Raw genomic sequence first — 26,179 nt, 5'->3', positions numbered from 1 at the left:
TCAGAGCAGACTGCTATCCTGCCGCTCATTGGCTCTCCCTCGCCGCCGTCCGCGATGCTCCGGGTGCGGAGGGAGAAGGTTCCGGCCGGTGGGGTCGACTCGGCGGTCCATGCCTCCCAACCGCTTTCGGATCACATGGGGACAGGCGAAGAAGGATGCTCAACGCAGGAGATCAGGGAGCCGGGTCGGCCGGCGAGCCGGCGCCGCTCTTGTCGGTCGTCATGCCGATCTACAACGAGCAGGAGGCGCTGCCGCTGACCGTGCACCGCCTGCGCCCGATCCTCGACGGGTTGGGGATCACGTACGAGGTGGTCGGCATCGACGACGGCAGCACCGACGCCACCCCGGTGCTGATGCAGAAGATCCGCCAGGACTGGCCGGAGTTCCGCATCGTCCGCTTCGCCCGCAACTCCGGGCACCAGGCCGCGCTGACGGCCGGCATCCACCGCGCCTTCGGCGACTACGTCGTCTCCATCGACGCCGACCTCCAGGACCCGCCGGAGAAGATCCCCGAGATGCTCTCGCTCGCGCGGGAGCAGGGCCTCGACGTGGTCTACGGCGTTCGCGGCGACCGCGGCACCGACACGGTCTTCAAGCGCCGCACCGCCGGTGGCTACTACTGGCTGATGCGCAAGCTCGTCGGCAAGAAGATGCCGAACCAGGCCGGCGACTTCCGCCTGCTCAGCCGCGCCGCGGTGGACGCGCTCAAGGCGATGCCCGAGCACCAGCCGGTCTACCGGCTGCTGGTGCCGTGGCTCGGATTCCCGAGCGGCGAGGTCGTCTACGTGCGCGAGGAGCGGGTCGCCGGTTCGACCCACTACCCGCTGTCCAAGATGGTCCGCCTGGCCGTCGACAGCGTCACCAACTTCTCGGCGAGCCCGCTGCGGCTCGCCACCTGGCTCGGTCTGCTGAGCTTCCTGGTCTGCTTCGCCCTCGGTGTCTACACCGTGGTCGCGTACGCGCTCGACAAGACCGTCCCCGGCTGGTCCTCGCTGTTCATGGGCATGCTGTTCCTCGGCGCCGTCCAGCTCGTCTGCATGGGTCTGCTGGGTGAGTACGTCGGGCGCATCTACTCGGCGGCCCAGGCCAGACCGGCCTACTTCGTCGGCTACGACTCGGCGGACGGGCCCGACCCCGCGACGGCTCGTCGCAGCGCCTCCTACACGGGCTGACCCGGAGTCGTTCCGCCGCCGGTCGACGGACCGCGGCCGGCCTCCGCCAGGCTGCCGTGCTGCGAGCTGTGAGCTCGGACGAGAGAACGGACACCATGCATACGAACAGCACCGCGACCGGAGCCGCCCCGGCCACCGGAGGACGTCCGGGGGTCCCGGCGCCGTCCGGCGGGCTGTCCGGCGGCACGACGGACGGGGGCTCCGGGGCGCACGTCCTCTGGCGCTTCCTGCCCGCCGTCTCGGCCTACCTGCTCCTGGTGGGGCTGCTGCTGGCCGCGGACACCAGGGTCGGCGACATCGCCCGGTACACCTTCTACGCGGGCTGGGGCGTGGTGCTCCCGGGCACCCTGGTCTTCCGGGCCCTGCGCAGGCGTCCGCACACCCTGCTGGAGGACCTGGTCTTCGGCGCGGTGACCGGGCTGGTGCTGGAACTGGCGGCGTGGGCGGTCCTCGTCCGCGCCGGCCTGCAGTCGGTGGCCGTCGGCTGGCCGCTCGCGGTGGTCGTCCCGTTCGCGCTCGTCCCGGGCCTGCGCCGGCACTGGCGACCCAGTGGCTACCGGCGGCTGTCCCTCGGCTGTTCCTGGTCGACGGCCGCGGTGGTGGGCCTGACCAGCTTGTACTACTACCAGGTCTTCCTGTCGAAGTTCCCGGTCCTGGCGACGGACGAGCGGTCCCGGCTGTTCGGCGACATGCCGTACATGCTGTCGCTGGCGGCGGACGCCAAGCAGCACGTGCCGCTGACCGTGCCGCAGGTGGCGGGGGAGCCGCTCCACTACCACTGGTTCACGTTCGCGCACATGGCGATGACCGACATGGTCGGCCACATCGACCTGCCGGTGGTCGAGACCAGGCTGCTCGTCCCCGCGTTCGCCGCGCTCGGTGTGTTGATCATGACCGTGGTTGCCCAGCGGATCACCGGTCGGGCGTGGGCGGGACCGCTGGCCGCGCTGCTGCTCTTCGCGGTGGGGGAGTTCACCGCGGTCTACCCGAACACCGTGATGAGCTGGACCTTCGGCGCGCCGGCCGTCCGGCTGATGTCCTGGTCGAGCATGTCGCTGACGTACAGCCAGCCGCTGCTGATCGCGCTGGTCGGCGTGGTCGCCGACGGGCTCCGCCGGGTCGCCCGTCCGGGCGGCGAGGACGGGCCGTTCCAGGCACCGCAGTTCGGGCGGGGCGTCTTCGTCCTGACGGCGATGTTCGCGACCGCCTCCAGCGCGGCCAAGGCGAGCACCCTCCCGGTGGCCCTCGCGGGTCTGGCCGTCGCCGGTCTGGCGGTCGTGATCAGGAGCAGGCGCATCCCCTGGACGGTCGTCGGGCTGGGCGGGGCCATCGCGGGAGCGCAGCTCTTCGCGACGGCGGTGATCTTCGACTTCGAGAGCTACGGCCTGGAGGTCATCCCCTTCGGCAACATCCAGAAGTACTGGGCCGAACCCCTGGAGGGCCGGCCGGTGCTGGCCCAGAGCGGCCTGGTCGTGGCCGTCCTGATCGCCTTCTTCCTGAACCACCAGATCAAGCTCCTGGGCGCGGTGCCGCTGCTGTGGCGCCGCCGGCTCCGGCTGGAGCCGGCGCAGTGGTTCCTGCTCGGCGCGGCGGTGGCCGGACCGGCGGCCTACCTGGTGGTCAACGGCTACAACGCCAGCTACTTCACCATCTCCGCGATGCCCTTCGGGGCGGTGCTGTCCGCCTGGGGGTACTGCGAGGCCTTCGAGCGGGCCAGGCTGCCCAGGGCCGGCAAGGCCGCCCTGGCCGTCGGCGCGGTGGCCCTGACCGGGCTGCTCACCTGGCTCTCGTACCGGTACTCGGCGACCTGGGAGACCTTCCTGCACGAGCACACCGGCGACGGCACCGGCACCGAGCCGTACACGCCGCTGCTGCCGGCGCTGAGCGTGGCGGCCGCGTTCGCGGTGCTGGCGCTCCTCCTGGGGCTGCTCTGGCGGCTGCTCTCCCGGGGGGCGCGCGGCCTGCGGCGCCGGGGCGGGGTCGTCCTGCTGACCGCCGGACTGACGCTCGGCACCCCGGGCCTGGCCCTCGACGCCGTCCAGGCTCAGGAGATGATGTGGGACGGCAGCTGGGTGATGCCGGCGAGCCAGGTGAACGCCGCCCGCTGGATCCGCTCGCACAGCGAGCCCTCGGACATCCTGGCGACGAACAGCCACTGCTGGCAGTACGAGGACTACGCGGACGGCCTGCCGTGCGCCAACTACCGTTCGCACTGGCTCAGCGGCTACTCGGAGCGCTCGGTCCTGATCGAGGGCTGGGCCTACGCACCGAGGCTGATGGCCACCGCGAACGGGGCGTCGGCCTCCGGCTCGCCGTTCTGGGACACCGAGCTGTTCCAGCTCAACGAGGCCGCGTTCTACGCGCCGACGCCGGACATCCTGAAGCGGCTGCACCGTGATCACAAGGTCCGCTACCTGGTGGTCCAGCGGAAGGCGGGCGAGGAGTCGCCGCAGCTCAGGAACCTCGCCAAGCAGGTGTTCGACAACGGCCGGGTGGCCGTGTACGAGCTCTCCTGACCCGACGAACGAAGCAGTGGGCAACCCATGGTCTCCACCGACAACGCGCCGGCGCCGGCCCCCGACGGCCGGGCCGCCGCACCGGCCGGCACCGCCAAGCGGCAGTTGCCGTCGTTCCTGGTCATCGGCGTGCTCAGCACGCTCTTCTACCTCGGCCTGTACGTGGTGGCCCGGCAGGTCGTCGACCGGCAGGCGGCCAACCTGATCGCCCTGGCGGTGAGCGCGGTCGCCAACACCGCCGCCAATCGGCGCTTCACCTTCGGCATCACCGGCTCGGAGGGCGCGGTGCGCCACCAGCTCCAGGGCGCCGTCGCCTTCCTGATCGGCCTGGGCCTGAGCAGCGGCGCGCTCGCCCTGCTGGCCCTGCTCGCGCCGCACGCCTCGCGGGTGGTCGAGGTGGCCGGCCTGGTCGTGGCCAACGGCCTCGCGACGGTGGCCCGGTTCGTCCTCCTCAAGGTGTGGGTCTTCAGGACCCGTTGAGGGGGACGAACCGGGCCACCGGGGGCCTGACGTCGTACGGTCGTCAGGGCGCGGGGACCGGCTCCCCGGCCGGCTCGGCCGGTACCGGGACGGCGGCCTTGCGGGCCCGGCGTTCGGCCAGCGCGCGCACCGGCCGCGGCGTCCAGTCCTTCGCCTTCAGCGCGGGCTTCTCGACCAGGTACCAGGAGAGCGCGGCGAGGAGGACCGTCCCGCCGAGGGACAGCAGGAGGTAGACCTTCATGCCGTGCGTGTTGCCCCCGAGCGCGGCGACGGCCTGTTCGACGGTGAAGCCGTACACGTAGATGCCGTACGAGAAGTCCCGCTTGACGCCGATCCGTTGGAACGGCCGGGGCAGCCGGACCGCCAGCCAGAAGAGCAGGTACGCGAAGGCCGGGTAGCCGAACGCGAACAGCCCGCCGTAGCGCAGGCTGGCGACGAGCACGACGACGGACAGCAGCGCGAGCCCGGCGTGGATCGGGATCCGCTCCTTGTACAGCTGCACCGTGGCGCCGAGCAGGAAGACGAACGCCAGGTAGACGAAGTACTGGGTGTAGACCTGGCCGAAGACCGGCACATGGATGTAGAAGCCCATGTGGTGCGGGTAGTTGACGAAGCCGGGGGTCGTCCGCCAGTCCTCGAAGACCAGGATCCAGCCGACCAGGGTCAGCAGCGGCACCGTCTTCTTCGCGCGCAGCAGCACGCCGCCGGCGGCCAGCAGGCCCATCATGACGTAGCAGAGCATCTCGTAGTCGAGCGACCAGAGGGAGCCGTTGATGCCGGGGTCGTGGTTGGTGCCGGCCTTCACGCCGTCGTCGATCACGTTCGAGATGTCGAACCCGGTGGAGAGCGAGGCGTTCCAGGCGCCCGCCAGGTATCTCAGCGGCCCGTGCGAGTGCGACCAGTAGCCGTCGAGCGAGTGGTGGGTCCGGTAGTACAGGGCGGGTGCCACCAGCAGGACGCAGACCAGGAGCGACGCCCAGAGCCCGGGCAGGATGCGCAGGGCGCGGTGCCAGGAGTAGCGGCCGATCGTGCTGCGCATGGCACTTCCGGTGATCATGAACCCGGAGAGCGCGAAGAAGCCGACCACCGCGAGCCGGCCGAGGTCGATCTGGCCGCCGCTGAACTGGGAGAGCGGAGCGGGCCGGCCGAACCCGAGCGGGTAGGCGTGGGAGTAGACGACGGCTACCGCGAGGGTCGTCCGGATCGCGCCGAAGCTGTTCACGCGGCCGGACAGACTGCCTCCCCTCAGCCACGCAGGGCGTCGGGTGTCGACGCCCCCACGTATGCCGTGTGAGGGTCCCGCAGGGTGGGTCATGGTCCGTCCGATCCGGCCGGCTGGGGAGCGGCCTGGGAATGGGCCTGTGATGGGGGGCAGGGGGAACGGCTGAGGGGACGGGTGCACCTGCGCTCGTCCCCTCGGCCGGTCGGGCTCCGCTACTGCTGCTTCAGCGAGTCCGTGTAGGCCTTGCAGGCCTGGTAGTCCGGCAGCAGACCGGTGGCGAGGGCCTCCGAGAGGGAGGGCGCCACCGCGTCGCGGGCGGAGAGCTGCGGGGCGTCGGTCGGCCACTCGATGCCGAGCTCCGGGTCCAGCGGGTGCACGCCGTGCTCACCGGTCGGGTTGTACGTCGCCGAGCAGAGGTAGGTCAGCGTGGCGTCGTCGGTGAGGGCGCAGAAGCCGTGGCCGAGGCCCTCCGGGATGTAGACGGCCTTGCGCTCGGTGTCGTCCAGCCGGACGAACTCCCACTTGCCGAAGTTCGGCGAGCCGACCCGCAGGTCGACGATGACGTCCAGCACCGCGCCGCGGGTGCAGGCCACGTACTTGGCCTGGCCGGGCGGGACGTCGGCGAAGTGGATGCCGCGGACGACGTCCTTGGCGGAGAGCGACAGGTTGGCCTGGGCCAGGTTCAGCGGGTGGCCGACGACCTCGGCGAGCCGGTCGAAGCGGTACCACTCGGTGAAGTGGCCGCGGGCGTCGCCGTGCACCTGCGGGGTGATCTCGAAGGCGCCCTCGATGGAGAGCTCGCGGAACTTCACTTGGCGGCCGCCTCTTCGAGCAGGCCCAGCAGGTACTGGCCGTAGCCGCTCTTCAGCAGCGGCTCGGCGAGCTCGCGCAGCTGGGCGTCGTCGATCAGGCCGGCCCGCCAGACGGCCTCCTCGATGCAGCCGATCTTGAAGCCCTGGCGCTCCTCGATGACCCGGACGAACTCCGAGGCCTGGACCATCGACACGAACGTGCCGGTGTCCAGCCAGGCGGTGCCGCGGTCGAGGATCGTCACGTGCAGGTCGCCGGTCTGCAGGTAGGCGTCGTTGACGGCGGTGATCTCCAGCTCGCCGCGGGCGCTCGGCTGCAGGTTGCGGGCGATCTCGACCACCCGGTTGTCGTAGAAGTACAGGCCCGGGACGGCGTAACGGGACTTGGGCTCGGTCGGCTTCTCCTCGATGGAGAGGACCTGGCCGCTCTCGTCGAACTCGACCACGCCGTACGCGGTCGGGTCGGCCACCGGGTAGGCGAAGACCCGGCCGCCCTTGATGTCCGAGTGCTCGGTGAGCCGGGTGCCCAGGCCGCTGCCGTGGAAGATGTTGTCGCCGAGGATCAGGGCCACCGGCTCGTCACCGATGAAGTCCGCGCCGAGCACGAAGGCCTGGGCGATGCCCTCGGGCTTCTCCTGGACGGCGTACTGGAGCTTCAGGCCGAACTGGGAACCGTCGCCCAGCAGCCGTTCGAACTGGTCCCGGTCGTTCGGGGTGGTGATGATCAGGATTTCGCTTATCCCGGCCATCACGAGGGTCGAGAGGGGGTAGTAGATCATCGGCTTGTCGAAGACCGGGAGGAGCTGCTTCGACACCGCACGGGTCAGCGGCCACAGCCGCGAGCCGGTGCCGCCGGCCAGGAGGATTCCACGCATGGGTGCACCCTATTCGAGATCGGTGAACGCGGGAGGGGCCGGGTCGGGAGGGTGTTCGGGCGGCGGTAGACTACGCGCATTATGCGCATCCTCGTGACCGGCGGCGCCGGATTCATCGGTTCGGAGTTCGTCCGTCAGCTCCTCGGGGCTGACGAGAATGCCCGGATCACGGTCTTTGACAAGCTCACCTACTCGGGTGTCCTGGAGAACCTGGCCCCGGTGGCCGGGCACCAGGGCTACACCTTCGTCCAGGGCGACATCTGCGATGTGGACGCCGTCGACCAGGTCATGCCGGGTCACGACGTGGTGGTGCACTTCGCCGCCGAGTCCCACGTGGACCGCTCGATCGCCGGTGCGGGCCCGTTCGTGCTGACCAACGTCGTGGGCACCCAGGTGCTGCTTGACGCGGCCCGCAAGCACGGCGTCGGCCGCTTCGTGCACATCTCCACCGACGAGGTGTACGGCTCGATCAACGAGGGCTCCTGGACCGAGACCTGGCCGCTGGAGCCGAACTCCCCGTACTCCGCCTCCAAGGCCTCCTCCGACCTGCTGGCGCTGGCCTACCACCGCACCCACGGCATGGACGTCGTGGTGACCCGCTGCTCCAACAACTACGGGCACTACCAGTTCCCGGAGAAGGTCATCCCGCTGTTCACCACCAACCTGATCGACGGCAAGAAGGTGCCGCTGTACGGCGACGGTGGCAACGTCCGCGACTGGCTGCACGTCTCGGACCACTGCCGGGGCATCGAGCTGGTCATGCGCGGCGGCCGGGCCGGTGAGGTCTACAACATCGGCGGCGGCACCGAGGCCACCAACAAGGAGCTGACCGGCCTGCTGCTCGAGGCCGCGGGCGCCGGCTGGGACATGGTCGAGCACGTCGAGGACCGCAAGGGCCACGACCTCCGCTACTCCATCGACATCAGCAAGATCCGCGAGGAGCTCGGCTACGAGCCGCAGGTCCGCTTCGAGGACGGCCTCGCCGCGACCATCGCCTGGTACCGCGAGAACCGCGCCTGGTGGGAGCCGCTGAAGCAGAAGGCGGCCCTGGCCAAGTGACCGCGAACGCCGCCGCGCCCGTGCGCTGGCTGGTCACCGGCGCGGCCGGGATGCTCGGGCAGGACCTGCTGTCGGTGCTGGGCGCCGACGAGGCCGCCGAGGTCACCGCGCTGCGCCGGGCGGACCTCGACATCACCGACGCGGCGGCCGTCCAGGCCGCCGTCGAGGGCCACGACATCGTGGTCAACTGCGCCGCCTGGACGAACGTCGACGCCGCGGAGACGGAGGAGGACGCCGCCACCGCCGTCAACGGCACCGGCGTGCGCCTCCTCGCCGAGGCGTGCGCCAAGGCCGGCGCGCGGCTGCTGCACGTCTCCACCGACTACGTCCTTCCGGGTGACGCCACCGAGCCCTGCCCGGAGGACGCCCCGACCGCGCCGGTGAACGCGTACGGCCGCAGCAAGCTGGTGGGGGAGCGGGCAGTCGCCGAACTGCTCCCCGAGCACGGCTACGTGGTGCGCACCGCCTGGCTGTACGGCGAGCACGGCCCGAACTTCGTGGCCACCATGCTCAAGCTCGCCGCCCAGCGGGACACCCTGGACGTGGTGGACGACCAGCACGGCCAGCCGACCTGGTCGTACGCGCTGGCCGGCCGCCTGGTCGAGCTCGGCCGGGCCGCGCTCGCCGGGCAGGCCCCGGCCGGGATCTACCACGGCACCGCGAGCGGCCGCACCACCTGGTGCGGGCTGGCCCGCGAGAGCTACGCGCTGAGCGGGCTGGACCCGGAGCGGATCCGCCCGACCACGTCGGAGGCCTTCGTCCGTCCGGCCGCCCGTCCGGCCTTCAGCGTCCTGGCGCACGACCGCTGGGCCGCCGCCGGGCTGGCCCCGCTGCCCGAGTGGCGGGCCATGCTGGCCGAGGCCCTGGCCCGGCCCGTCTTCGCCGAACTGGCCGCCACGGCCCGGACCACGGAGAGCGACAGACCTCAGTGAAGAACGCACTGACGAAGGTGGCTGCCGCGCTACCGCCGGGAACCCTGGCGGTGGCCGGCGGCACCGTCGTATTGGGCGCCGCCTCCTACATCCACCTCGGGGTGGCGGGTCACAGCCTGTCCGTCGACGACATGGCGAACGTCTCGCTGCTGTGGACGATCGTGATGTCGGTGGGCATCGGCGTCTTCTTCCCGATCGAGCAGGAGCTCACCCGGATCGTCGCGGCGCGGGCGGCGCTCGGCCACGGTGCCGCGCCGGTCCTGCGCCGGGCGACCCTGCTCACCGGCGGGATCCTCGCGGTGACCCTGGCCGTCCTCGGCGCCGCCTCCGGCCCGATCGCCCGGGCGATGTTCCACGGGGACCGCTCGCTGGTGCTGGCCCTCGGCGGCGCCTTCACCGGCATGGCCGTCTGCTACCTCACCCGCGGCGTGCTGGCCGGCCTCGGCCGCTTCGGCGCGTACGGCACCCAGCTCGGCCTGGACGGCGGCCTGCGGATCGGCCTGGCCTTCGCCTGCGGCATGGCCGGGGTGCACTCGGCGCTCGCGTTCAGCCTGATCCTGGCCGTCGCGCCGATCCTGGCCACGATCCTCACGCTGCCGCCGCTGCTGCGCGCGGTGAAGCCCGGCGAGCAGATCGGCTGGTCCGAACTCTGCTCCGGCCTCGGCCTGTTGATCTGTTCGACGCTGCTCTCGCAGGTCGTGGTGAACGCGGCCGTGGTGAGCACCAAGCTGCTCGCGCCGTCCGACTCCGCGCTGATCGCCGCCCTGCTCAACGCGCTGGTGCTGGCCCGGGTGCCGCTGTTCGTCTTCGGTTCGCTCCAGGCCTCGCTGCTGAACGGCCTCTCCGCCGCGATCGCGGTCGGGGACCGGGCCGCGTTCACCGGGATGCTCAAGAAGATCGGCGCCGTGGTGGGCGCGCTCGGCCTGCTCGGCGGGATCCCGGCGGTCGCCCTCGGCCCGTGGCTGATCCAGGTGCTGTTCGGCGCCAAGCCGGTGCTCGGCTGCCTCGACTTCTTCTGGTTGTCCGCCGGAACCGTGGCGTACATGTTCGCGATGGTGCTCGGCCAGGCGCTGATGGTATTCAAGCGTCACAACCTTCAGCTGCTCTGCTGGGCGGTCGGCACCGCGGTCCTCGCCGGGGTGACCTTCCTGCCCGGCGACGTGTCCACCCGCGTGATCCTCGCGTACACCGCGGGCTCCGTGGCCACGGTCCTCGGTATGCTGGCGGTCCTGAGGCAGAGTTTCGCCCGTTCGGCGACGAATTCCGCAGGCCTCGTCCAGCAGCCGGGGGACTCGAACGCCGCGGTGTTGAGCAGCCGGACGGCCGGTGAGTGACCGTGTCCGCCCCTCATCTTCAGATCGCCGCGCAGCAGCGCGGGCCAGACCCCATTGATGGAGCCTCCGTGTCCCAGTACGACGATGTTTGGCTGGTGATCCCGGCCTACAACGAGGGCCAGGTGATCGCCGACGTTGTGGAGGGGGCGCGAAAGACGTTCCCGAACATCGTGGTGGTCGATGACGGCAGCGGCGACGACTCGGCCAAGCACATCATGGAGACGGGCGCGCACCTGGTGCGCCACCCGGTCAACCTCGGCCAGGGTGCCGCCCTCCAGACCGGCCTCGCCTACGCCCTGGCCCAGCCCGGTTCCAAGTACTTCGCCACCTTCGACGCCGACGGCCAGCACCAGACCGCCGACGTGGAGAAGATGGTCGCCCTGCTGCGGGAGGGCGACGTGGACGTCGTCCTCGGCTCGCGCTTCATCGAGCAGAACGGGCAGGTGCCGTGGATCAAGCGGGTCGTCCTGCGGACCGCGGCGACCGTCAGCCCGACCGCTCGCAAGCTCAAGCTGACCGACGCCCACAACGGCCTGCGCGTGCTCAACCGCGAGGCCGCCGGTCGGCTGCGGATCACCATGAACGGCATGGCGCACGCGTCGGAGATCGTCAGCTACCTCGCCGGCTCGGACCTCCGGGTCGCCGAACTCCCGGTGGACATCCTGTACACCGACTACTCACGCGCCAAGGGTCAGTCCCTGATCAACGGCGTCAACATCATCTTCGACATCTCGCTGCGGGAGCGTAGCCGCCGATGAAATTCTTCTGGATCCAGCTGGTTCTCATTCTCGGCTCGGTCTCTCTCGCCTTCATGTTCATCCGGCGTTGGGACCGTGCCAACACCCGCGCCTGGAAGCGCATCGCGTTCTCGGTCTTCGTGCTGGTGAACATCTACGCGGTGCTGCGTCCCACCGACGTGACCTGGCTGGCCCACCAGCTCGGCGTCGGCCGCGGCACCGACCTGGTGCTGTACGTGATGGTGCTGGCGATGGGCTTCCTGACCCTGAACACCTTCCTGCGCTTCCGCTCGCTGGAGAAGAAGCTCACCGACCTGGCGCGCACCGTGGCGATCAACGAGGGCGCCCGCCTGAACGAGGAGCGCTTCGACCTGGACCTGCCGGTCTCGGCGCCGGTCGACCGCAGCAAGGCCTGATCCCGTGGCGACCTTCGAGTTCATGCTGCCGTACTACGGCGACGTGGCGCTGATGCAGGCCGCGGTGCGGAGCATCCTCGCGCAGACCGACCGGGACTTCCGGCTGACCGTCATCGACGACGGCAAGGAGCCGGACGTCCCGGGCTGGTTCGCCTCGCTCGGCGACGACCGGGTGACGTACCTGCGCAACGAGCAGAACCTGGGCATCACCAAGAACTTCCAGAAGTGCGTGGAGCTGTCCACGGCCGACCACGTGGTCATCATGGGCTGCGACGACCTGCTGCACCCGCACTACCTGGAGACCGTCCGCTCGATCCTCAAGGCCAATCCGGACCTGGGCATGGTCCAGCCGGGCGTCGAGGTCATCGACGGCAACGGCGAGGTCAGCCGTTCCGGCCTGGCGGACAACGTCAAGGAGAAGATCTACGCGCCGACCGTCAAGGGCCGGCGGCTGATGGGCGGCGAGGAGCTGGCCGCGAGCGTGCTGCGCGGCAACTGGCTCTACTTCCCGTCGATCTGCTGGCGGGGCGAGGCGCTGCGCGCGGTCAACTTCCGTGACGAGTACTCGGTGATCCAGGACCTGGCCCTGGTCGTCGACCTGCTGGAGCGGGGCGAGCAGATGATGGTGGACAACACCACCGTCGTCTTCCAGTACCGCCGGCACGCCGTCAGCGAGTCCTCGGTGCAGGCCTTCTCCGGCACCCGGTTCACCGAGGCGGAGCGGTACTTCAACGCGGTGGCCGAGCGGATGGACGCCCGCGGCTGGCCGAAGGCCGCCCGTGCGGCCCGGTTCCGCAGCGCCTCCCGGCTGCACGCGCTGACCATGCTGCCGGGCGCGCTGAAGCGCGGCCAGCGGGCCGGCGCCAAGGTGCTGGTCCGCCACGCGCTGACCGGCGGGGAGCGGCACTGACGCCGCGCGAGTCCTGATACGGCACTGGGCCGGTAGTCCGAATCGGACTACCGGCCCAGTGCCGTATCAGGGTCGGGTGAGGGTCACTCGGGCAGGTCCGCGGAGAACCCGGGGAGCAGTTCACCCTTGCGCGGGTACGGGTTGACCTTGGGGCAGATCAGCTTTCCGAGGTCGACCTTCGGGTCCGACGGGTTCAGGAGCCCCGGGGCCTCGTTGCACTTGGGCGCGTAGCGGGAGCAGTGCCCCTTGGTGTCGGCGGTGGTCTGCGAGATCCAGGCCAGCATGCCGGTGCCCTCGTGCGGGTCGGGCATGTACTTGCTGGCGGTGGCGGAGCCCGCCATGCCGAAGAGCAGGCCCAGCGCGCAGATGGCGCCGATGGCCACGGCGCGCGGGTTGAGGCCCAGCGGGAGCCGGCGGACGGTCTCCTCGGCCGTCTCGGCGGCGGCCGAGGAGGCGCTCCGACGGCGGCGGGCGATCAGGTAGCACGCCAGGCCGACCAGGACCAGCAGGCAGTAGAGCAGCTGCGCGCTGGTGCGCGGGTAGAGCATGACGGCCTGGTCGCGCTCCATGTGGGAGGCGTACCAGTAGCGCATCAGCAGGGCGCTCGCCGAGCAGGCGGCGGCGGTCAGGACGGCGGCCCGGCCTATCCCGAGGGCCAGCGCCACACCCAGGCCGACCAGCAGCAGGATCGTGAAGAGGCCGACCCCGCCGAGCTCGCCGGGCAGCGGCCAGGTGCTCTGGCCGTCGGTGCCGGGAAGGTCGTCGCGCCACATCGCGAAGTAGGTCGGCTCGGTGTAGGTGTCGAAGTAGCAGTAGCGGTCGACCGTGCTTCCGGCGGACCCGAGCAGCCGGACCAGGTAGAGGGACGAGGCGACCAGGAAGATCCCGGACGCGGCACCGATCGCGGTCAGGGCGTTGAGCAGGCCGGGGGTCCCGCCGGTGCGGCGGGCACGCAGCAGCAGCGCCGCGGTGAGCACCACCACTCCGACGGCGGACCACACGAACCAGCCGGAGTAGAGGTTGAACAGCAGTGCGATGCCGAGGCCGAGCACGGCGCCGCGGACGGCGACGGTGCGGCGCGGGAGCTCCGGGGCGCGCTGCAGGAGCTGCATCAGCTTGGCCAGCAGGGGGACGAAGGCGACGAGCACGAAGGTGGTGTACGGCTTGTACGGCTGCGCCATCGGCAGCGCGGCGGTGACGCCGATCCCGAGCGCCCAGAGCGGGGGCAGCAGCAGCCGCCAGGACAGGTACGCGAGCGGGCCGAGCAGCGCGACGAACACCAGGTCGGCGAGCTTGAGCGCGTAGCCGATGTCTCCGTGGGTGAGGTGCTCGGCGACGAAGGCGACGATGTGCGGGAACATCGGCGGGTAGGCGCCGTCCAGCGGCTTGCCGTCCATCAGGGCGCTGACCCAGGCCTGGAGGTTGCCGGAGTCACCCGACTGGGCGTACAGCGGCCAGTCGGTGCCGCGCAGCGCGAGCGAGACACCGGCCGCCAGCACGCCGGAGGACAGGCCCGCGACCGCGGCGGCGGCGAACCGGACCGGGACGTCCGCCCAGCGGCGCATCGCCGGCACCAGGACCAGCACGATGACGCCGAGCAGCAGCAGGAGGCGGAGCTGCAGCGCGGCGAGGCCGCTGACCTGGCCGATCCGCGACATGGGGTTGAGCTGGACGGACGTCGCCAGACCCGTCATGAGCAGGGCCGCCGTGACCGCGGTCAGGATCTCCGCGGCCCAGAGGACGGCGGGTCGGCGCAGGGCTGCCCGTCTTGCTCGGCTGGACGGTATGCCCTGTTGCATGCCCGGGGTGGAGGCGGGCTGCACGCTCGTCGTCACTGTTCGGTCCTTCTGCCTTCCGCAGCGATTCGGTGCGGAGGCGGTGTGTGGTTTCGGTGCCGGACACCGCGATTCTGCCAGCACCCCGGGCACGGGATCATCAGGGGCCGAACCACCCTGCCCTAGTAGGCCGTTGTCGTCCACGAGGCAGGAGCGCGTTGGCTCCGCCAGATGGCCGCGTGGCACACTGCCGATGCGCTTCGACTCGTGGTGGCGGGAACCGAGGCGCGCCGCCCGGAGCCGACCGGTGGCGGGAACCGAGGCGCGCCGCCCGGAGCCGACCACGACGAGATCGTCAAACTCATACAAGTAGGGAAGTGTCCCGGTGCAGCCGCTGATCGACTCTGCCCACACGTCCGACGGTCCGGACCGGGGTGAGGACGGCGGCACGAACGCGCCCGACACCCCGGTCGTGCCGGCCCGGCTGCGGGCGCTCGCCGCCCACCGCTGGTTCTGGCCGGTGGCCCTGCTGCTCGGGTACGGCGGGCAGGTGGTGTTCCGCCTGGTGCTGTCGATCCACAACTACTTCCCGTCGGTGCACGCCGACGAGGACTCCTACCTGGTGATCGCGCGGGTGCTGGCCGGCCGGTCGGCCACCGAGCTGCCGGTCGGCGTGGTGATCCCCGGCGGGTACCCGCTGCTGATATCGCCGGCGCTGCGGATCGCCGACAGCCCGGCCATGGCGTACCACCTGGTCATGGGCATCAACGCGGTGCTCAACGCGCTGGTGTTCCCGCTGGCCGTGGCGGCGGCGCGCCGGCTGGGCCTGTCCCGGCCGCACTCCTACCTGGTGGGCACCGCCGTGGCGCTGGTGCCGCCGGTGGTCTTCTACTCCCAGTTCGCCATGTCGGACACCGTGCTCCCGGTGCTCCTGCTGGCCTGGCTGCTCGCGATGCACGGCTGGCTCTCGCCCGGTACGACGGGCCGCCGCGCGCTGTACGCGGTGGGGATGGGCCTGACGGCCGGCTACTCGCTGGCCACCCACGACCGCGGCGGCGTGGTCGTGGCGCTGACCGCGCTGGTCCTGGTCGTGGTGCTGGCCTTCGGCTGGGCGCCGAGACTCGCCTCGTTGGCCGGCGTCGGCGCGCTCGGGGTGTCGTACCTGGGCGCGCAACTGCTGGCCGGCTTCGTCAGGAGCCGGTTCAAGGACGTGCCGCCGAGCGACGTCGGCAACAAGGTCTTCGAGAACCTCGGGGACAGCAAGTACATCGGCACGATCATCGCCCGCACGTTCGGACAGCTGTGGTACTTCATGACCTCCACGTACGGCTTCGGGGCGATCGCCCTGGTGCTGTGCGTGGTGGTGGTGTTCCGACGCCGGTACACGGTGGCCGAGCGGGTGGTGGCCTTCACCATGGTGGCGCTGCTGTTCGGCACCGCGCTGGCGTCCGCGGCCGGCCTGGCGGACAACGACCGGACCGACAACTGGGTGTACGCCCGGTACTGCGCGGTGCTGGTGCCGCTGTTCCTGGTGGTCGGCCTGGCCGCGCTGTGGCGGGCCGGGGTCCGGGCGCTGCTGTGGTCGGCGCTGGCCGGCACCGTGCTGATCGGGGTCATCCAGCTGTCGGTCGGGGCGTACGCGGGCTCCGCGCTCAAGCTCTGGGTCAGTCCGTGGACGGTGCCGGACGCGATGTTCCTGGCCTCCACCTGGGAGGGCCTGCACATGATCCGGACGACCTTCGGGGCGCTGGCGGTGCTGGCCGCGTGCCTGCTGCTGCGGGTGGCCGGCGGGCGTCGGGTGGTCGCCGCCGTGGTGGGGTGCGTGACCCTGTTCGCCGCCTACGCGACGGTCGCCGTCACCGGCAACGTCGCCGAACCGCACGCCAAGGAGCGCAAGTACCAGGCGGTCGGAATGGCCAAGGAGGCGGGCCTGCGCAAGGGCGACAACGTGGTCCTGGACATGGACCTCGACTGGGACGCCCGGATGTCGATGGCCTACGAGGTCTACTGGGGCCGGGTCTGGTCGGACGACCTGAAGGACGGCTCCAACCCGCCGCAGGAGGCCACCGCGTACCTGGCCGGCTGGGCCAAGGGCGCCCTGCCCCAGGCCAGCTGGCCGGACGCGCGGCCCGGCTGGCACATCGCGAAGTTCAACAAGGACAAGGGCTGGGTGCTCTGGCGCAGGGACTGACCTGGGCCGTCACCCCTCGGGGCCGGTGAGGAGCGCCTCACCGGCTCCGATTGGCATCCGGGCTGCTCCATGTGGCAGTATGTCCAAGTTGCTCGGTTGAGTGCCGATGCTGCGCGCCTCCCGCCGGGAGGACCGGAAGCGAGTCCCATGTACTCGTCGTTCCCGTGATGGCCGTCAAGCGTGAGTTCTACGCCACGGCAGCTGCGGGGCGAAAGTACGGGAATCTTCCGGGAAGCGTGAGCGGGGCCTCGACCCGGCACCCCACCACCCCGAAAGTTCGAAACCGACGAAGTACTTCGCCGGTTTTTTGCAAGCGCGAGTGCGACACGCCCGAGCGCGGGGGTCGGAGGGGGTCGTGCAGTGACTAAGGACAAAGGACTACTGAGTAGCCATGGCGGGACAGAAGATCCGCATCCGGCTCAAGGCCTACGACCACGAGGTCATCGACTCCTCGGCGAAGAAGATCGTCGAGACGGTGATTCGTACTGGTGCGCAGGTCGCGGGCCCGGTGCCGCTGCCCACTGAGAAGAACGTGTACTGCGTCATCCGCTCGCCGCACAAGTACAAGGACTCGCGCGAGCACTTCGAGATGCGTACTCACAAGCGTCTGATCGACATCCTCGACCCCACGCCGAAGACGGTTGACTCGCTGATGCGTCTCGACCTGCCGGCGGGCGTCGACATCGAGATCAAGCTCTGAGAGGCGCACCGAAGATGGCTAAGCAGATTAAGGGCATCCTGGGCGAGAAGCTCGGCATGACCCAGGTCTGGGACGAGAACAACCGGGTCGTCCCGGTGACCGTCGTCAAGGCCGGGCCGAATGTCGTGACCCAGGTCCACACCGCCGACAGCCCGGCCGGCTACGACGCCGTCCAGATCGGCTTCGGCGAGATCGACCCCCGCAAGGTGAACAAGCCCCTCGCGGGCCACTTCGCCAAGGCCGGTGTCACCCCGCGCCGTCACCTGGTCGAGCTGCGTACCTCGGACGCGTCCGAGTACACCCTGGGCCAGGAGATCACCGCCGAGCTGTTCGAGGCGGGTGTCAAGGTCGACGTGACCGGCACCTCCAAGGGCAAGGGCTTCGCCGGTGTCATGAAGCGCCACAACTTCCGTGGTCTCGGCGCCGGTCACGGCACCCAGCGCAAGCACCGCTCGCCCGGTTCCATCGGTGGCTGCGCCACCCCGGGCCGTGTGTTCAAGGGCCTGCGCATGGCCGGTCGGATGGGCCACGAGCGTGTGACCACCCAGAACCTGACCGTGCACGCGGTCGACGCGGAGAAGGGTCTGCTGCTCATCAAGGGCGCCGTCCCGGGCCCGAACGGCGGCCTCGTCCTCGTCCGCACCGCGGCGAAGGGGCTGTGAAGGATATGAGCACCATTGACATCCTGTCGCCGGCTGGCGACAAGACCGGCAGCCTCGAGCTGCCGGCTGAGATCTTCGACGCGAAGGTCAGCGTTCCGCTGATGCACCAGGTCGTCGTGGCGCAGCTCGCTGCGGCCCGTCAGGGCACCCACAAGACCAAGACTCGCGGCGAGGTCCGTGGCGGCGGCAAGAAGCCGTACCGCCAGAAGGGCACCGGCCGCGCCCGTCAGGGCTCGACCCGTGCGCCGCAGTTCGCCGGCGGTGGCGTCGTGCACGGTCCCGTGCCGCGCGACTACTCGCAGCGGACCCCGAAGAAGATGATCGCCGCCGCCCTGCGCGGTGCGCTCACCGACCGGGCCCGCCACAACCGCATCCACGTCGTCACCGGCGTGACCGCGACCGAGGCGCCGTCGACCAAGGCCGCCAAGAGCCTGTTCGGCAAGATCACCGAGCGCAAGAACGTCCTCCTGGTCGTCGAGCGCGAGGACGAGCTGGGCCTGAAGTCCGCTCGCAACCTGCCGCACGTGCACATCCTGGACGCCGGTCAGCTGAACACCTACGACGTGCTCGTCTCCGACGATGTGGTCTTCACCCAGGCCGCCTTCGAGCGTTTCGTGGCCGGTCCGGCCGCGTCCGCCAAGGCCGTTGCCGCTGAGGGCGAGCTCGAAGGGAGCGCCGCCTGATGAGCGACGTTACGAGCAAGACGTTCACGGACCCCCGTGACGTCCTGGTGAAGCCGGTCATCTCGGAGAAGAGCTACTCGCTCCTCGACGAGAACAAGTACACGTTCATCGTGTCGCCGGGCGCCAACAAGACCCAGATCAAGCAGGCCGTCGAGGCGGTCTTCTCGGTCAAGGTCGAGGCTGTCAACACGATCAACCGTCAGGGCAAGCGCAAGCGCTCCAAGACGGGCTTTGGCAAGCGCAAGGACACCAAGCGCGCCATCGTGACGCTGGCCGAGGGCAACCGCATCGACATCTTCGGTGGTCCGGTCTCCTGAATCAGGAGATCGTGATCGTCGATTAGGACGAGGACGAGAGAGCCAAATGGGCATCCGCAAGTACAAGCCGACTACGCCGGGCCGTCGCGGCTCCAGCGTGGCCGACTTCGTAGAAATCACGCGGTCCACCCCGGAGAAGTCGCTGGTTCGCCCCCTGCACAGCAAGGGCGGCCGCAACAACGCCGGTCGTGTCACCGCTCGCCACCAGGGTGGCGGTCACAAGCGCGCCTACCGCGTGATCGACTTCCGTCGTCACGACAAGGACGGCGTGCCGGCCAAGGTCGCTCACATCGAGTACGACCCGAACCGCACCGCGCGCATCGCGCTCCTGCACTACGCGGACGGCGAGAAGCGCTACATCATCGCGCCGCGCGGCATCGCGCAGGGTGACCGGATCGAGAACGGCGCTGGCGCCGACATCAAGCCGGGCAACAACCTGCCGCTGCGCAACATCCCGGTCGGTACCACCATCCACGCGGTGGAGCTGCGTCCCGGCGGCGGTGCCAAGCTGGCCCGCTCGGCCGGCTCCGGCATCCAGCTGCTGGCGCGTGAGGGCAAGATGGCGCACCTGCGCATGCCCTCCGGTGAGATCCGCCTCGTCGACGCGCGCTGCCGCGCCACCGTCGGCGAGGTCGGCAACGCCGAGCAGTCGAACATCAACTGGGGCAAGGCCGGCCGTATGCGCTGGAAGGGCGTCCGCCCGACCGTGCGTGGTGTGGCCATGAACCCGATCGACCACCCGCACGGTGGTGGTGAGGGTAAGACCTCCGGTGGTCGCCACCCGGTCTCGCCGTGGGGTAAGCCCGAGGGCCGTACCCGTCGCCCGAACAAGGCGTCGGACAAGCTCATCGTGCGCCGCCGCAAGACCAACAAGAAGCGCTAGGAGCAGGTCAGATGCCGCGCAGTCTCAAGAAGGGCCCCTTCATCGACGGCCACCTCATCAAGAAGGTGGACGCTCAGAACGAGGCGGGTACTCAGAACGTCATCAAGACCTGGTCCCGTCGTTCCGTGATCTCCCCGAGCATGCTCGGTCACACGATCGCGGTTCACGATGGCCGTAAGCACGTCCCGGTGTTCGTCACCGAGTCGATGGTCGGCCACAAGCTCGGCGAGTTCGCTCCGACCCGCACCTTCCGTGGCCACGTGAAGGATGACCGGAAGTCGAAGCGCCGCTAGAGAGCCCATCAGTGGCCCCTGGCCACGGGCTGAGCTTGCGCGCCAATAAGACTCAATGACTTACTCCATTAAGGGGACAACCATGGAAGCCAGGGCACAGGCGCGGTACATCCGCGTGACGCCCATGAAGGCCCGCCGCGTGGTGGACCTCATCCGTGGCATGAATGCCACGGAGGCCCAGGCCGTCCTGCGTTTCGCTCCGCAGGCCGCCACCGTGCCGGTCGGCAAGGTGCTCGACAGCGCCATCGCCAACGCCGCGCACAACTACAACCACTCCAACGTGGACGACCTCTACATCTCCGAGGCGTACGTTGACGAGGGCCCGACCCTGAAGCGGTTCCGTCCGCGTGCCCAGGGCCGCGCCTACCGGATCCGCAAGCGGACCAGCCACATCACCGTGGTCGTCAGCAGCAAGGAAGGGACCCGGTAATGGGCCAGAAGGTTAACCCGCACGGGTTCCGCCTCGGCATCAGCACGGACTTCAAGTCCCGCTGGTACGCCGACAAGCTGTACAAGGACTACGTCAAGGAAGACGTTGCCATTCGTCGCATGATGACGAAGGGCATGGAGCGCGCCGGCATCTCCAAGGTCGAGATCGAGCGCACCCGCGACCGCGTCCGCGTCGACATCCACACCGCCCGCCCCGGCATCGTCATCGGTCGCCGTGGCACCGAGGCCGACCGCATCCGCGGCGACCTGGAGAAGCTGACCGGCAAGCAGGTCCAGCTGAACATCCTCGAGGTCAAGAACCCCGAGCTGGACGCCCAGCTCGTGGCTCAGGGCGTCGCGGAGCAGCTGTCCTCCCGCGTCTCCTTCCGCCGTGCCATGCGCAAGTCGATGCAGGGCACCATGAAGTCCGGCGCCAAGGGCATCAAGGTCCAGTGCTCCGGTCGTCTCGGCGGCGCCGAGATGAGCCGTTCGGAGTTCTACCGCGAGGGTCGCGTGCCGCTGCACACCCTGCGGGCGAACGTCGACTACGGCTTCTTCGAGGCCAAGACCACCTTCGGCCGCATCGGCGTGAAGGTCTGGATCTACAAGGGCGACGTCAAGAACATCGCCGAGGTCCGCGCTGAGAACGCCGCTGCCCGCTCGGGCAACCGCCCGGCCCGTCCCGAGGGTGGTCGTCCCGCCCGCGGTGGCGACCGCCGTGGTGGCGAGCGCGGTGGCCGTGGCCGTCGTCCCGCCGCTGCCGAGGCCCCCGCGGCCCCGGCGGTCGAGGCTCCGGCTGCCGAGAACACCGGAACGGAGGCCTGACCCCAATGCTGATCCCCCGTCGGGTCAAGCACCGCAAGCAGCACCACCCGAAGCGCCGTGGCGCTGCCAAGGGTGGCACCGAGCTGGCGTTCGGCCAGTTCGGCATCCAGGCCGTGACCCCGGCCTACGTGACGAACCGTCAGATCGAGTCCGCTCGTATCGCGATCACCCGTCACATCCGCCGTGGCGGCAAGGTCTGGATCAACATCTACCCGGACCGTCCGCTCACCAAGAAGCCGGCCGAGACCCGCATGGGTTCCGGTAAGGGTTCGCCGGAGTGGTGGATCGCGAACGTGCACCCGGGTCGGGTCATGTTCGAGCTGTCGTACCCGAACGAGAAGGTTGCTCGCGAGGCGCTCACCCGTGCCGCGCACAAGCTGCCGATGAAGTGCCGGATCGTCCGGCGCGAGGACGGTGAGAGCTGATGTCGGCCGCTACCAAGGCTGCTGAGCTTCGTTCGCTGGACAACGAGGGTCTCGTTGCCAAGCTGCGCGAGGCCAAGGAGGAGCTGTTCAACCTCCGCTTCCAGGCGGCGACCGGGCAGCTCGACAACCACGGACGGCTCAAGCTCGTCCGTAAGGACATCGCGCGGATCTACACCCTGATGCGCGAGCGCGAGCTGGGCATCGAGACGGTGGAGAACGCCTGATGACTGAGAACACCAACGAGACGCGCGGTTTCCGCAAGACCCGTGAGGGTCTCGTCGTCAGCGACAAGATGGACAAGACCGTCGTCGTCGCCGTCGAGGACCGCGTCAAGCACGCTCTGTACGGCAAGGTCATCCGCCGTACGAACAAGCTGAAGGCGCACGACGAGGCCAACGCCTGCGGCATCGGCGACCGGGTCCTCCTCGCGGAGACCCGCCCGCTGTCCGCGACGAAGCGCTGGCGCGTCGTCGAGATCCTCGAGAAGGCCAAGTAACGAAGCCGATGAGGTACGGCCGTATGTGCACCGGGTCCCGCAGGGGCGCCGATGTGAGCAGCGGCCGGCCCGTCGACTCTCGTTGACGATCAGGAGAAAGCTGTGATCCAGCAGGAGTCGCGACTGCGCGTCGCCGACAACACTGGTGCCAAGGAGATCCTTTGCATCCGTGTTCTCGGTGGCTCCGGTCGCCGCTACGCCGGTATCGGGGACGTCATCGTCGCCACCGTCAAGGACGCGATCCCCGGTGGTTCGGTGAAGAAGGGTGACGTCGTCAAGTGCGTCGTCGTCCGCACCGTCAAGGAGCGTCGTCGTCCGGATGGCTCGTACATCCGTTTCGACGAGAACGCCGCGGTCGTTCTGAAGAACACCGAAGGTGACCCCCGTGGCACCCGCATCTTCGGCCCGGTGGGCCGCGAGCTGCGTGACAAGAAGTTCATGAAGATCATCTCGCTTGCGCCGGAGGTGCTCTAACTCATGGCGAACAGCATGAAGATCAAGAAGGGTGACCTGGTCCAGGTCATCACCGGCAAGGACAAGGGCAAGCAGGGCAAGGTCATCCAGGCCATGCCGGCTGAGAACAAGGTCCTCGTCGAGGGTGTCAACCGGGTCAAGAAGCACACCAAGCCGGGTCCGGGTACCCAGGGTGGCATCGTGACCGTCGAGGCCCCGGTGCACGTCTCCAACGTCCAGCTGGTCGTGGAGAAGGACGGCAAGAAGGTCGTCACCCGCGTCGGCTACCGCTTCGACGACCAGGGCAACAAGATCCGCGTTGCCAAGCGAACCGGTGAGGACATCTGATGTCTGAGACGTCTGTTGAGAAGGTGACCCCCCGCCTCAAGGAGCGTTACAACTCCGAGATCAAGGGTCAGCTGCAGGAGCAGTTCAAGTACGAGAACGTCATGCTGACGCCCGGCCTGGTCAAGGTCGTCGTCAACATGGGTGTCGGCGAGGCTGCCCGTGACAGCAAGCTGATCGAGGGCGCGATCCGCGACCTGACCGCCATCACCGGTCAGAAGCCGGCCGTGACCAAGGCTCGCAAGTCCATCGCGCAGTTCAAGCTGCGCGAGGGCCAGCCGATCGGCACCCACGTCACCCTCCGTGGTGACCGCATGTGGGAGTTCCTGGACCGTCTGGTTTCGCTGGCTCTGCCGCGTATCCGTGACTTCCGCGGTCTCTCCCCGAAGCAGTTCGACGGCCGTGGCAACTACACCTTCGGTCTGACCGAGCAGGTTATGTTCCACGAGATCGACCAGGACAAGGTCGACCGTCAGCGCGGTATGGACATCACCGTCGTGACCACCGCTCAGACCGACGACGAGGGCCGGGCGCTCCTGCGCGCTCTGGGCTTCCCGTTCAAGGAGGCGTGAGCCAATGGCGAAGAAGTCCCTCATCGCGAAGGCCGAGCGTAAGCCGAAGTTCGGCGTCCGGGCCTACACCCGGTGCCAGCGCTGCGGCCGTCCGCACTCGGTGTACCGCAAGTTCGGCCTGTGCCGTGTCTGCCTCCGTGAGATGGCGCACCGCGGCGAGCTGCCGGGCGTGACCAAGAGCTCCTGGTAATCCAGGCGCTTTAGGCACACAGCGACGCAGAGGTGCCCGATCCCACACCGGTCCGTTTTGGGCCTGCCGTACGGAGTCCCGTAAGGTAGTGGGGTCGGGCCCCCTGCCGCGGCTTCCCCATGGACGTCCGTGGCCCTTCAGAGGAAGGGCTCGCACCCAGTCTTACTACGTCGTAGGTCCCCTGCGCTTGTGCCCCTGACGAACTCGGAAGAGTGCGGAAGGGGGACCTGGCGCGGAGAAACCACGGCGAGAGAGGCCTGAGGCCATCATGACCATGACCGACCCCATCGCAGACATGCTCACGCGTCTGCGTAACGCGAACTCGGCGTACCACGACACCGTGGCGATGCCGGCCAGCAAGATCAAGGCGCACGTCGCCCAGATCCTGCAGCAGGAGGGGTACATCTCCTCCTACAAGGTTGAGGAGCCGGCTGAGGGCGAGGTCGGCAAGAAGCTGACCATCGAGCTCAAGTTCGGCCCCAACCGTGAGCGCTCCATCGCCGGCATCAAGCGCATCAGCAAGCCGGGTCTGCGCGTTTACGCAAAGTCCACCAACCTGCCGAAGGTTCTCGGCGGCCTGGGCGTGGCGATCATCTCCACGTCGTCCGGCCTCCTGACCGACAAGCAGGCCGCCAAGAAGGGCGTAGGCGGAGAAGTTCTCGCCTACGTCTGGTAATTCGGGAAACGGAGGTACAGCAATGTCGCGCATTGGACGGCTGCCCATCCAGGTCCCCGCTGGCGTGGACGTCACCATCGATGGCCAGGCGGTCTCGGTGAAGGGCCCGAAGGGCTCGCTCACCCACGTCGTCGCCGAGCCGATCGGGATCGGCAAGGCCGAGGACGGCACTGTGCTCGTCTCTCGTCCGAACGACGAGCGTCGCTCGAAGGCCCTGCACGGCCTGACCCGCACGCTGGTGGCGAACATGATCACCGGCGTGACCGCGGGCTACCGCAAGTCGCTGGAGATCAGCGGTGTTGGTTACCGTGTGACCGCGAAGGGCTCCGACATGGAGTTCGCGCTCGGTTACAGCCACCCGATCCTGATCACCGCGCCGGAGGGCATCTCCTTCGTCGTCGAGTCGCCCACCAAGTTCCACGTGGACGGCATCGACAAGCAGAAGGTCGGCGAGGTCGCCGCGAACATCCGCAAGCTGCGCAAGCCCGACCCGTACAAGGCCAAGGGTGTCAAGTACGCGGGCGAGGTCATCCGCCGCAAGGTCGGAAAGAGTGGTAAGTAAGCGATGAGTGTCTCTGTCAAGATCGGCAAGGGCAACGCCTACAAGAGCGCCGCTCGCAAGCGCCGCGCGATCCGCGTTCGCAAGCGCGTCGTCGGCACCGAGGTGCGTCCGCGTCTCGTTGTGACGCGCTCGAACCGTCACATGGTCGCCCAGGTCATCGACGACGCCAAGGGTCACACCCTGGCGTCGGCGTCCACCCTCGACGTGTCCATCAAGGGCGCCGAGGGCGACAAGACCGAGCTGGCCAAGAAGGTCGGGAGCCTGGTCGCCGAGCGCGCCAAGGCCGCCGGCATCGAGTCGGTCGTCTTCGACCGCGCGGGCAACCGGTACGCCGGCCGCATCGCCGCCCTGGCGGACGCGGCCCGTGAGGCCGGGCTCGACTTCTAAGCCGCTCGTCGACTCTGTCGACGGACGTATTACGAGAGAGGTAAATCCAATGGCTGGACCCCAGCGCCGCGGCAGCGGCGCCGGTGGCGGCACCGGTGGCGAGCGGCGCGACCGTAAGCGTGACGACCGGGGCAACGCCCCCGCCGTCGAGAAGACCGCTTACGTCGAGCGCGTCGTCGCGATCAACCGTGTCGCCAAGGTTGTCAAGGGTGGCCGTCGCTTCAGCTTCACCGCGCTCGTCGTGGTGGGCGATGGCGAGGGCACCGTGGGTGTCGGTTACGGCAAGGCGAAGGAGGTTCCGGCCGCCATCGCCAAGGGCGTTGAGGAGGCCAAGAAGAACTTCTTCAAGGTCCCCCGTATCCAGGGCACCATCCCCCACCCCATCCAGGGTGAGAAGGCCGCCGGCGTCGTGCTGCTGAAGCCCGCCGCCCCCGGTACCGGTGTTATCGCCGGTGGTCCGGTGCGCGCCGTCCTGGAGTGCGCCGGCATCCACGACATCCTGTCGAAGTCGCTCGGCTCGGACAACGCGATCAACATCGTGCACGCCACCGTGGCCGCTCTGAAGGGCCTCGTGCGCCCCGAGGAGATCGCCGCCCGTCGTGGCCTGCCGCTGGAGGACGTGGCCCCCGCCGCTCTGCTGCGGGCGCGTGCTGCTGGGGTGAGCGCCTGATGGCTCGCCTGAAGATCACGCAGACCAAGTCGTACATCGGCAGCAAGCAGAATCACCGTGACACCCTGCGTTCGCTTGGTCTCAAGCGCATGCACGACGTCGTGGTGAAGGAGGACCGTCCCGAGATCCGCGGGATGGCCCACACGGTCCGTCACCTGGTGACGGTTGAGGAGGTGGACTGAT

Annotated in this window: 34 protein-coding genes; 30 read left to right on the top strand and 4 right to left on the bottom strand. The window is 69.3% G+C overall.

The genetic code is table 11. The features are described 5' to 3' along the window. Positions 1-221 precede the first annotated feature (221 nt). From ACWDBE_RS32195 to ACWDBE_RS32185, 3 genes are all read left to right on the top strand, one after another. Entirely contained in the window at positions 222-1,172 is a 951-nt protein-coding gene (locus tag ACWDBE_RS32195) for a glycosyltransferase family 2 protein (RefSeq protein ID WP_392867389.1), read from the top strand. 95 nt (positions 1,173-1,267) lie between these two features. Then, complete coding sequence (locus tag ACWDBE_RS32190) at positions 1,268-3,688, top strand: hypothetical protein (protein WP_449809697.1); 2,421 nt, start codon at positions 1,268-1,270, stop codon at positions 3,686-3,688. Positions 3,689-3,715: 27 nt separating this feature from the next. Beyond that, a complete protein-coding gene (locus tag ACWDBE_RS32185; protein ID WP_449788170.1) occupies positions 3,716-4,168 on the top strand; it encodes a GtrA family protein in 453 nt (150 codons plus the stop codon). Positions 4,169-4,211: 43 nt separating this feature from the next. Here ACWDBE_RS32185 and ACWDBE_RS32180 read toward each other — a convergent pair whose 3' ends face one another. The 3 genes from ACWDBE_RS32180 to rfbA form a co-directional block, all read right to left on the bottom strand. Further along, on the bottom strand, positions 4,212-5,390 hold the full coding sequence (locus ACWDBE_RS32180) for an acyltransferase family protein (RefSeq protein ID WP_449788171.1): 1,179 nt from the start codon (positions 5,388-5,390) through the stop codon (positions 4,212-4,214). A gap of 212 nt (positions 5,391-5,602) precedes the next feature. Then, positions 5,603-6,202 carry a dTDP-4-dehydrorhamnose 3,5-epimerase gene (rfbC, locus tag ACWDBE_RS32175; RefSeq protein WP_402406044.1) on the bottom strand — a complete coding sequence of 200 codons (600 nt, stop codon included), beginning with the start codon at positions 6,200-6,202 and terminating at the stop codon, positions 5,603-5,605. Then, entirely contained in the window at positions 6,199-7,074 is an 876-nt protein-coding gene (rfbA, locus tag ACWDBE_RS32170; protein WP_392867373.1) for a glucose-1-phosphate thymidylyltransferase RfbA, read from the bottom strand. The genes rfbC and rfbA overlap by 4 nt, the downstream gene beginning before the upstream one ends. Positions 7,075-7,155: 81 nt before the next feature. Between rfbA and rfbB the strand changes: the two genes are divergently transcribed. The 6 genes from rfbB to ACWDBE_RS32140 all read left to right on the top strand — a co-directional run bounded on the left by rfbB (position 7,156) and on the right by ACWDBE_RS32140 (position 12,462). Continuing rightward, positions 7,156-8,133, top strand: coding sequence for a dTDP-glucose 4,6-dehydratase (gene rfbB / locus ACWDBE_RS32165; protein ID WP_392867370.1), 978 nt, complete (start codon positions 7,156-7,158; stop codon positions 8,131-8,133). Further along, positions 8,130-9,065 (top strand): dTDP-4-dehydrorhamnose reductase, encoded by a 936-nt coding sequence (rfbD, locus tag ACWDBE_RS32160; RefSeq protein WP_449788172.1) that lies wholly within the window; start codon positions 8,130-8,132, stop codon positions 9,063-9,065. The genes rfbB and rfbD overlap by 4 nt, the downstream gene beginning before the upstream one ends. Next, positions 9,062-10,399, top strand: a complete 1,338-nt coding sequence (locus ACWDBE_RS32155) for a lipopolysaccharide biosynthesis protein (protein WP_449788173.1) — start codon at positions 9,062-9,064, stop codon at positions 10,397-10,399. Before rfbD ends, ACWDBE_RS32155 begins: the two co-directional genes overlap by 4 nt. A gap of 68 nt (positions 10,400-10,467) precedes the next feature. Further along, on the top strand, positions 10,468-11,157 hold the full coding sequence (locus tag ACWDBE_RS32150) for a glycosyltransferase family 2 protein (RefSeq protein WP_402406050.1): 690 nt from the start codon (positions 10,468-10,470) through the stop codon (positions 11,155-11,157). Beyond that, positions 11,154-11,552 carry a DUF2304 domain-containing protein gene (locus tag ACWDBE_RS32145; protein ID WP_402406052.1) on the top strand — a complete coding sequence of 133 codons (399 nt, stop codon included), beginning with the start codon at positions 11,154-11,156 and terminating at the stop codon, positions 11,550-11,552. Before ACWDBE_RS32150 ends, ACWDBE_RS32145 begins: the two co-directional genes overlap by 4 nt. A gap of 4 nt (positions 11,553-11,556) precedes the next feature. Then, the gene (locus ACWDBE_RS32140; RefSeq protein ID WP_449788174.1) at positions 11,557-12,462 is read left to right on the top strand and encodes a glycosyltransferase family 2 protein; all 906 of its coding nucleotides are present in this window, start codon (positions 11,557-11,559) and stop codon (positions 12,460-12,462) included. 83 nt (positions 12,463-12,545) lie between these two features. Here the strand turns inward: ACWDBE_RS32140 and ACWDBE_RS32135 are convergent, their stop codons facing one another. Continuing rightward, the gene (locus ACWDBE_RS32135; protein ID WP_449809696.1) at positions 12,546-14,297 is read right to left on the bottom strand and encodes a hypothetical protein; all 1,752 of its coding nucleotides are present in this window, start codon (positions 14,295-14,297) and stop codon (positions 12,546-12,548) included. Positions 14,298-14,622: 325 nt separating this feature from the next. Between ACWDBE_RS32135 and ACWDBE_RS32130 the strand changes: the two genes are divergently transcribed. The 21 genes from ACWDBE_RS32130 to rpmD all read left to right on the top strand — a co-directional run bounded on the left by ACWDBE_RS32130 (position 14,623) and on the right by rpmD (position 26,178). Then, positions 14,623-16,428 (top strand): hypothetical protein, encoded by a 1,806-nt coding sequence (locus ACWDBE_RS32130; protein ID WP_449788176.1) that lies wholly within the window; start codon positions 14,623-14,625, stop codon positions 16,426-16,428. Between the two features lie 391 nt (positions 16,429-16,819). Continuing rightward, the gene (rpsJ, locus tag ACWDBE_RS32125; RefSeq protein WP_012785157.1) at positions 16,820-17,128 is read left to right on the top strand and encodes a 30S ribosomal protein S10; all 309 of its coding nucleotides are present in this window, start codon (positions 16,820-16,822) and stop codon (positions 17,126-17,128) included. A gap of 14 nt (positions 17,129-17,142) precedes the next feature. Beyond that, on the top strand, positions 17,143-17,790 hold the full coding sequence (rplC, locus tag ACWDBE_RS32120; RefSeq protein WP_153460994.1) for a 50S ribosomal protein L3: 648 nt from the start codon (positions 17,143-17,145) through the stop codon (positions 17,788-17,790). 5 nt (positions 17,791-17,795) lie between these two features. Continuing rightward, positions 17,796-18,473: a 50S ribosomal protein L4 gene (gene rplD / locus ACWDBE_RS32115; RefSeq protein ID WP_031063053.1), complete on the top strand. Its 678-nt coding sequence runs from the start codon at positions 17,796-17,798 to the stop codon at positions 18,471-18,473. Next, positions 18,473-18,790, top strand: a complete 318-nt coding sequence (rplW, locus tag ACWDBE_RS32110) for a 50S ribosomal protein L23 (RefSeq protein WP_030280768.1) — start codon at positions 18,473-18,475, stop codon at positions 18,788-18,790. Before rplD ends, rplW begins: the two co-directional genes overlap by 1 nt. Before the next feature lie 46 nt (positions 18,791-18,836). Then, positions 18,837-19,673, top strand: coding sequence for a 50S ribosomal protein L2 (gene rplB / locus ACWDBE_RS32105; protein WP_030232466.1), 837 nt, complete (start codon positions 18,837-18,839; stop codon positions 19,671-19,673). An 11-nt stretch (positions 19,674-19,684) separates the two neighbouring features. Then, the gene (rpsS, locus tag ACWDBE_RS32100; RefSeq protein WP_035848164.1) at positions 19,685-19,966 is read left to right on the top strand and encodes a 30S ribosomal protein S19; all 282 of its coding nucleotides are present in this window, start codon (positions 19,685-19,687) and stop codon (positions 19,964-19,966) included. Between the two features lie 82 nt (positions 19,967-20,048). Continuing rightward, positions 20,049-20,396, top strand: coding sequence for a 50S ribosomal protein L22 (gene rplV, locus ACWDBE_RS32095; RefSeq protein WP_030280773.1), 348 nt, complete (start codon positions 20,049-20,051; stop codon positions 20,394-20,396). After that, positions 20,396-21,220 (top strand): 30S ribosomal protein S3, encoded by an 825-nt coding sequence (gene rpsC, locus ACWDBE_RS32090; RefSeq protein ID WP_355253411.1) that lies wholly within the window; start codon positions 20,396-20,398, stop codon positions 21,218-21,220. Before rplV ends, rpsC begins: the two co-directional genes overlap by 1 nt. Positions 21,221-21,225: 5 nt before the next feature. Then, a complete protein-coding gene (gene rplP / locus ACWDBE_RS32085) occupies positions 21,226-21,645 on the top strand; it encodes a 50S ribosomal protein L16 (RefSeq protein ID WP_030232476.1) in 420 nt (139 codons plus the stop codon). Beyond that, entirely contained in the window at positions 21,645-21,869 is a 225-nt protein-coding gene (gene rpmC, locus ACWDBE_RS32080) for a 50S ribosomal protein L29 (protein WP_030232478.1), read from the top strand. The genes rplP and rpmC overlap by 1 nt, the downstream gene beginning before the upstream one ends. After that, entirely contained in the window at positions 21,869-22,141 is a 273-nt protein-coding gene (rpsQ, locus tag ACWDBE_RS32075; protein ID WP_030055826.1) for a 30S ribosomal protein S17, read from the top strand. The genes rpmC and rpsQ overlap by 1 nt, the downstream gene beginning before the upstream one ends. 102 nt (positions 22,142-22,243) lie before the next feature. After that, positions 22,244-22,615, top strand: a complete 372-nt coding sequence (rplN, locus tag ACWDBE_RS32070; protein ID WP_030232481.1) for a 50S ribosomal protein L14 — start codon at positions 22,244-22,246, stop codon at positions 22,613-22,615. A gap of 15 nt (positions 22,616-22,630) precedes the next feature. Further along, on the top strand, positions 22,631-22,942 hold the full coding sequence (rplX, locus tag ACWDBE_RS32065; protein WP_030263484.1) for a 50S ribosomal protein L24: 312 nt from the start codon (positions 22,631-22,633) through the stop codon (positions 22,940-22,942). Then, a complete protein-coding gene (gene rplE, locus ACWDBE_RS32060) occupies positions 22,942-23,511 on the top strand; it encodes a 50S ribosomal protein L5 (RefSeq protein ID WP_359820418.1) in 570 nt (189 codons plus the stop codon). Before rplX ends, rplE begins: the two co-directional genes overlap by 1 nt. A gap of 4 nt (positions 23,512-23,515) precedes the next feature. Continuing rightward, a complete protein-coding gene (locus ACWDBE_RS32055) occupies positions 23,516-23,701 on the top strand; it encodes a type Z 30S ribosomal protein S14 (RefSeq protein WP_030393303.1) in 186 nt (61 codons plus the stop codon). Positions 23,702-23,969: 268 nt separating this feature from the next. Next, positions 23,970-24,377, top strand: a complete 408-nt coding sequence (gene rpsH, locus ACWDBE_RS32050) for a 30S ribosomal protein S8 (RefSeq protein WP_350503566.1) — start codon at positions 23,970-23,972, stop codon at positions 24,375-24,377. Positions 24,378-24,399: 22 nt separating this feature from the next. Further along, the gene (gene rplF, locus ACWDBE_RS32045; protein ID WP_392867340.1) at positions 24,400-24,939 is read left to right on the top strand and encodes a 50S ribosomal protein L6; all 540 of its coding nucleotides are present in this window, start codon (positions 24,400-24,402) and stop codon (positions 24,937-24,939) included. 3 nt (positions 24,940-24,942) lie between these two features. Further along, positions 24,943-25,326: a 50S ribosomal protein L18 gene (gene rplR, locus ACWDBE_RS32040; protein WP_030280785.1), complete on the top strand. Its 384-nt coding sequence runs from the start codon at positions 24,943-24,945 to the stop codon at positions 25,324-25,326. A gap of 49 nt (positions 25,327-25,375) precedes the next feature. Further along, positions 25,376-25,996 carry a 30S ribosomal protein S5 gene (gene rpsE, locus ACWDBE_RS32035; RefSeq protein ID WP_350573992.1) on the top strand — a complete coding sequence of 207 codons (621 nt, stop codon included), beginning with the start codon at positions 25,376-25,378 and terminating at the stop codon, positions 25,994-25,996. Further along, the gene (gene rpmD, locus ACWDBE_RS32030; protein WP_030055835.1) at positions 25,996-26,178 is read left to right on the top strand and encodes a 50S ribosomal protein L30; all 183 of its coding nucleotides are present in this window, start codon (positions 25,996-25,998) and stop codon (positions 26,176-26,178) included. The genes rpsE and rpmD overlap by 1 nt, the downstream gene beginning before the upstream one ends. Position 26,179 lies beyond the last annotated feature (1 nt).

This window comes from Kitasatospora sp. NPDC001132 (assembly GCF_053598415.1).
Note: the sequence above shows the minus strand (reverse complement) of the source record. Positions and strands in the feature narration are given on the sequence as shown.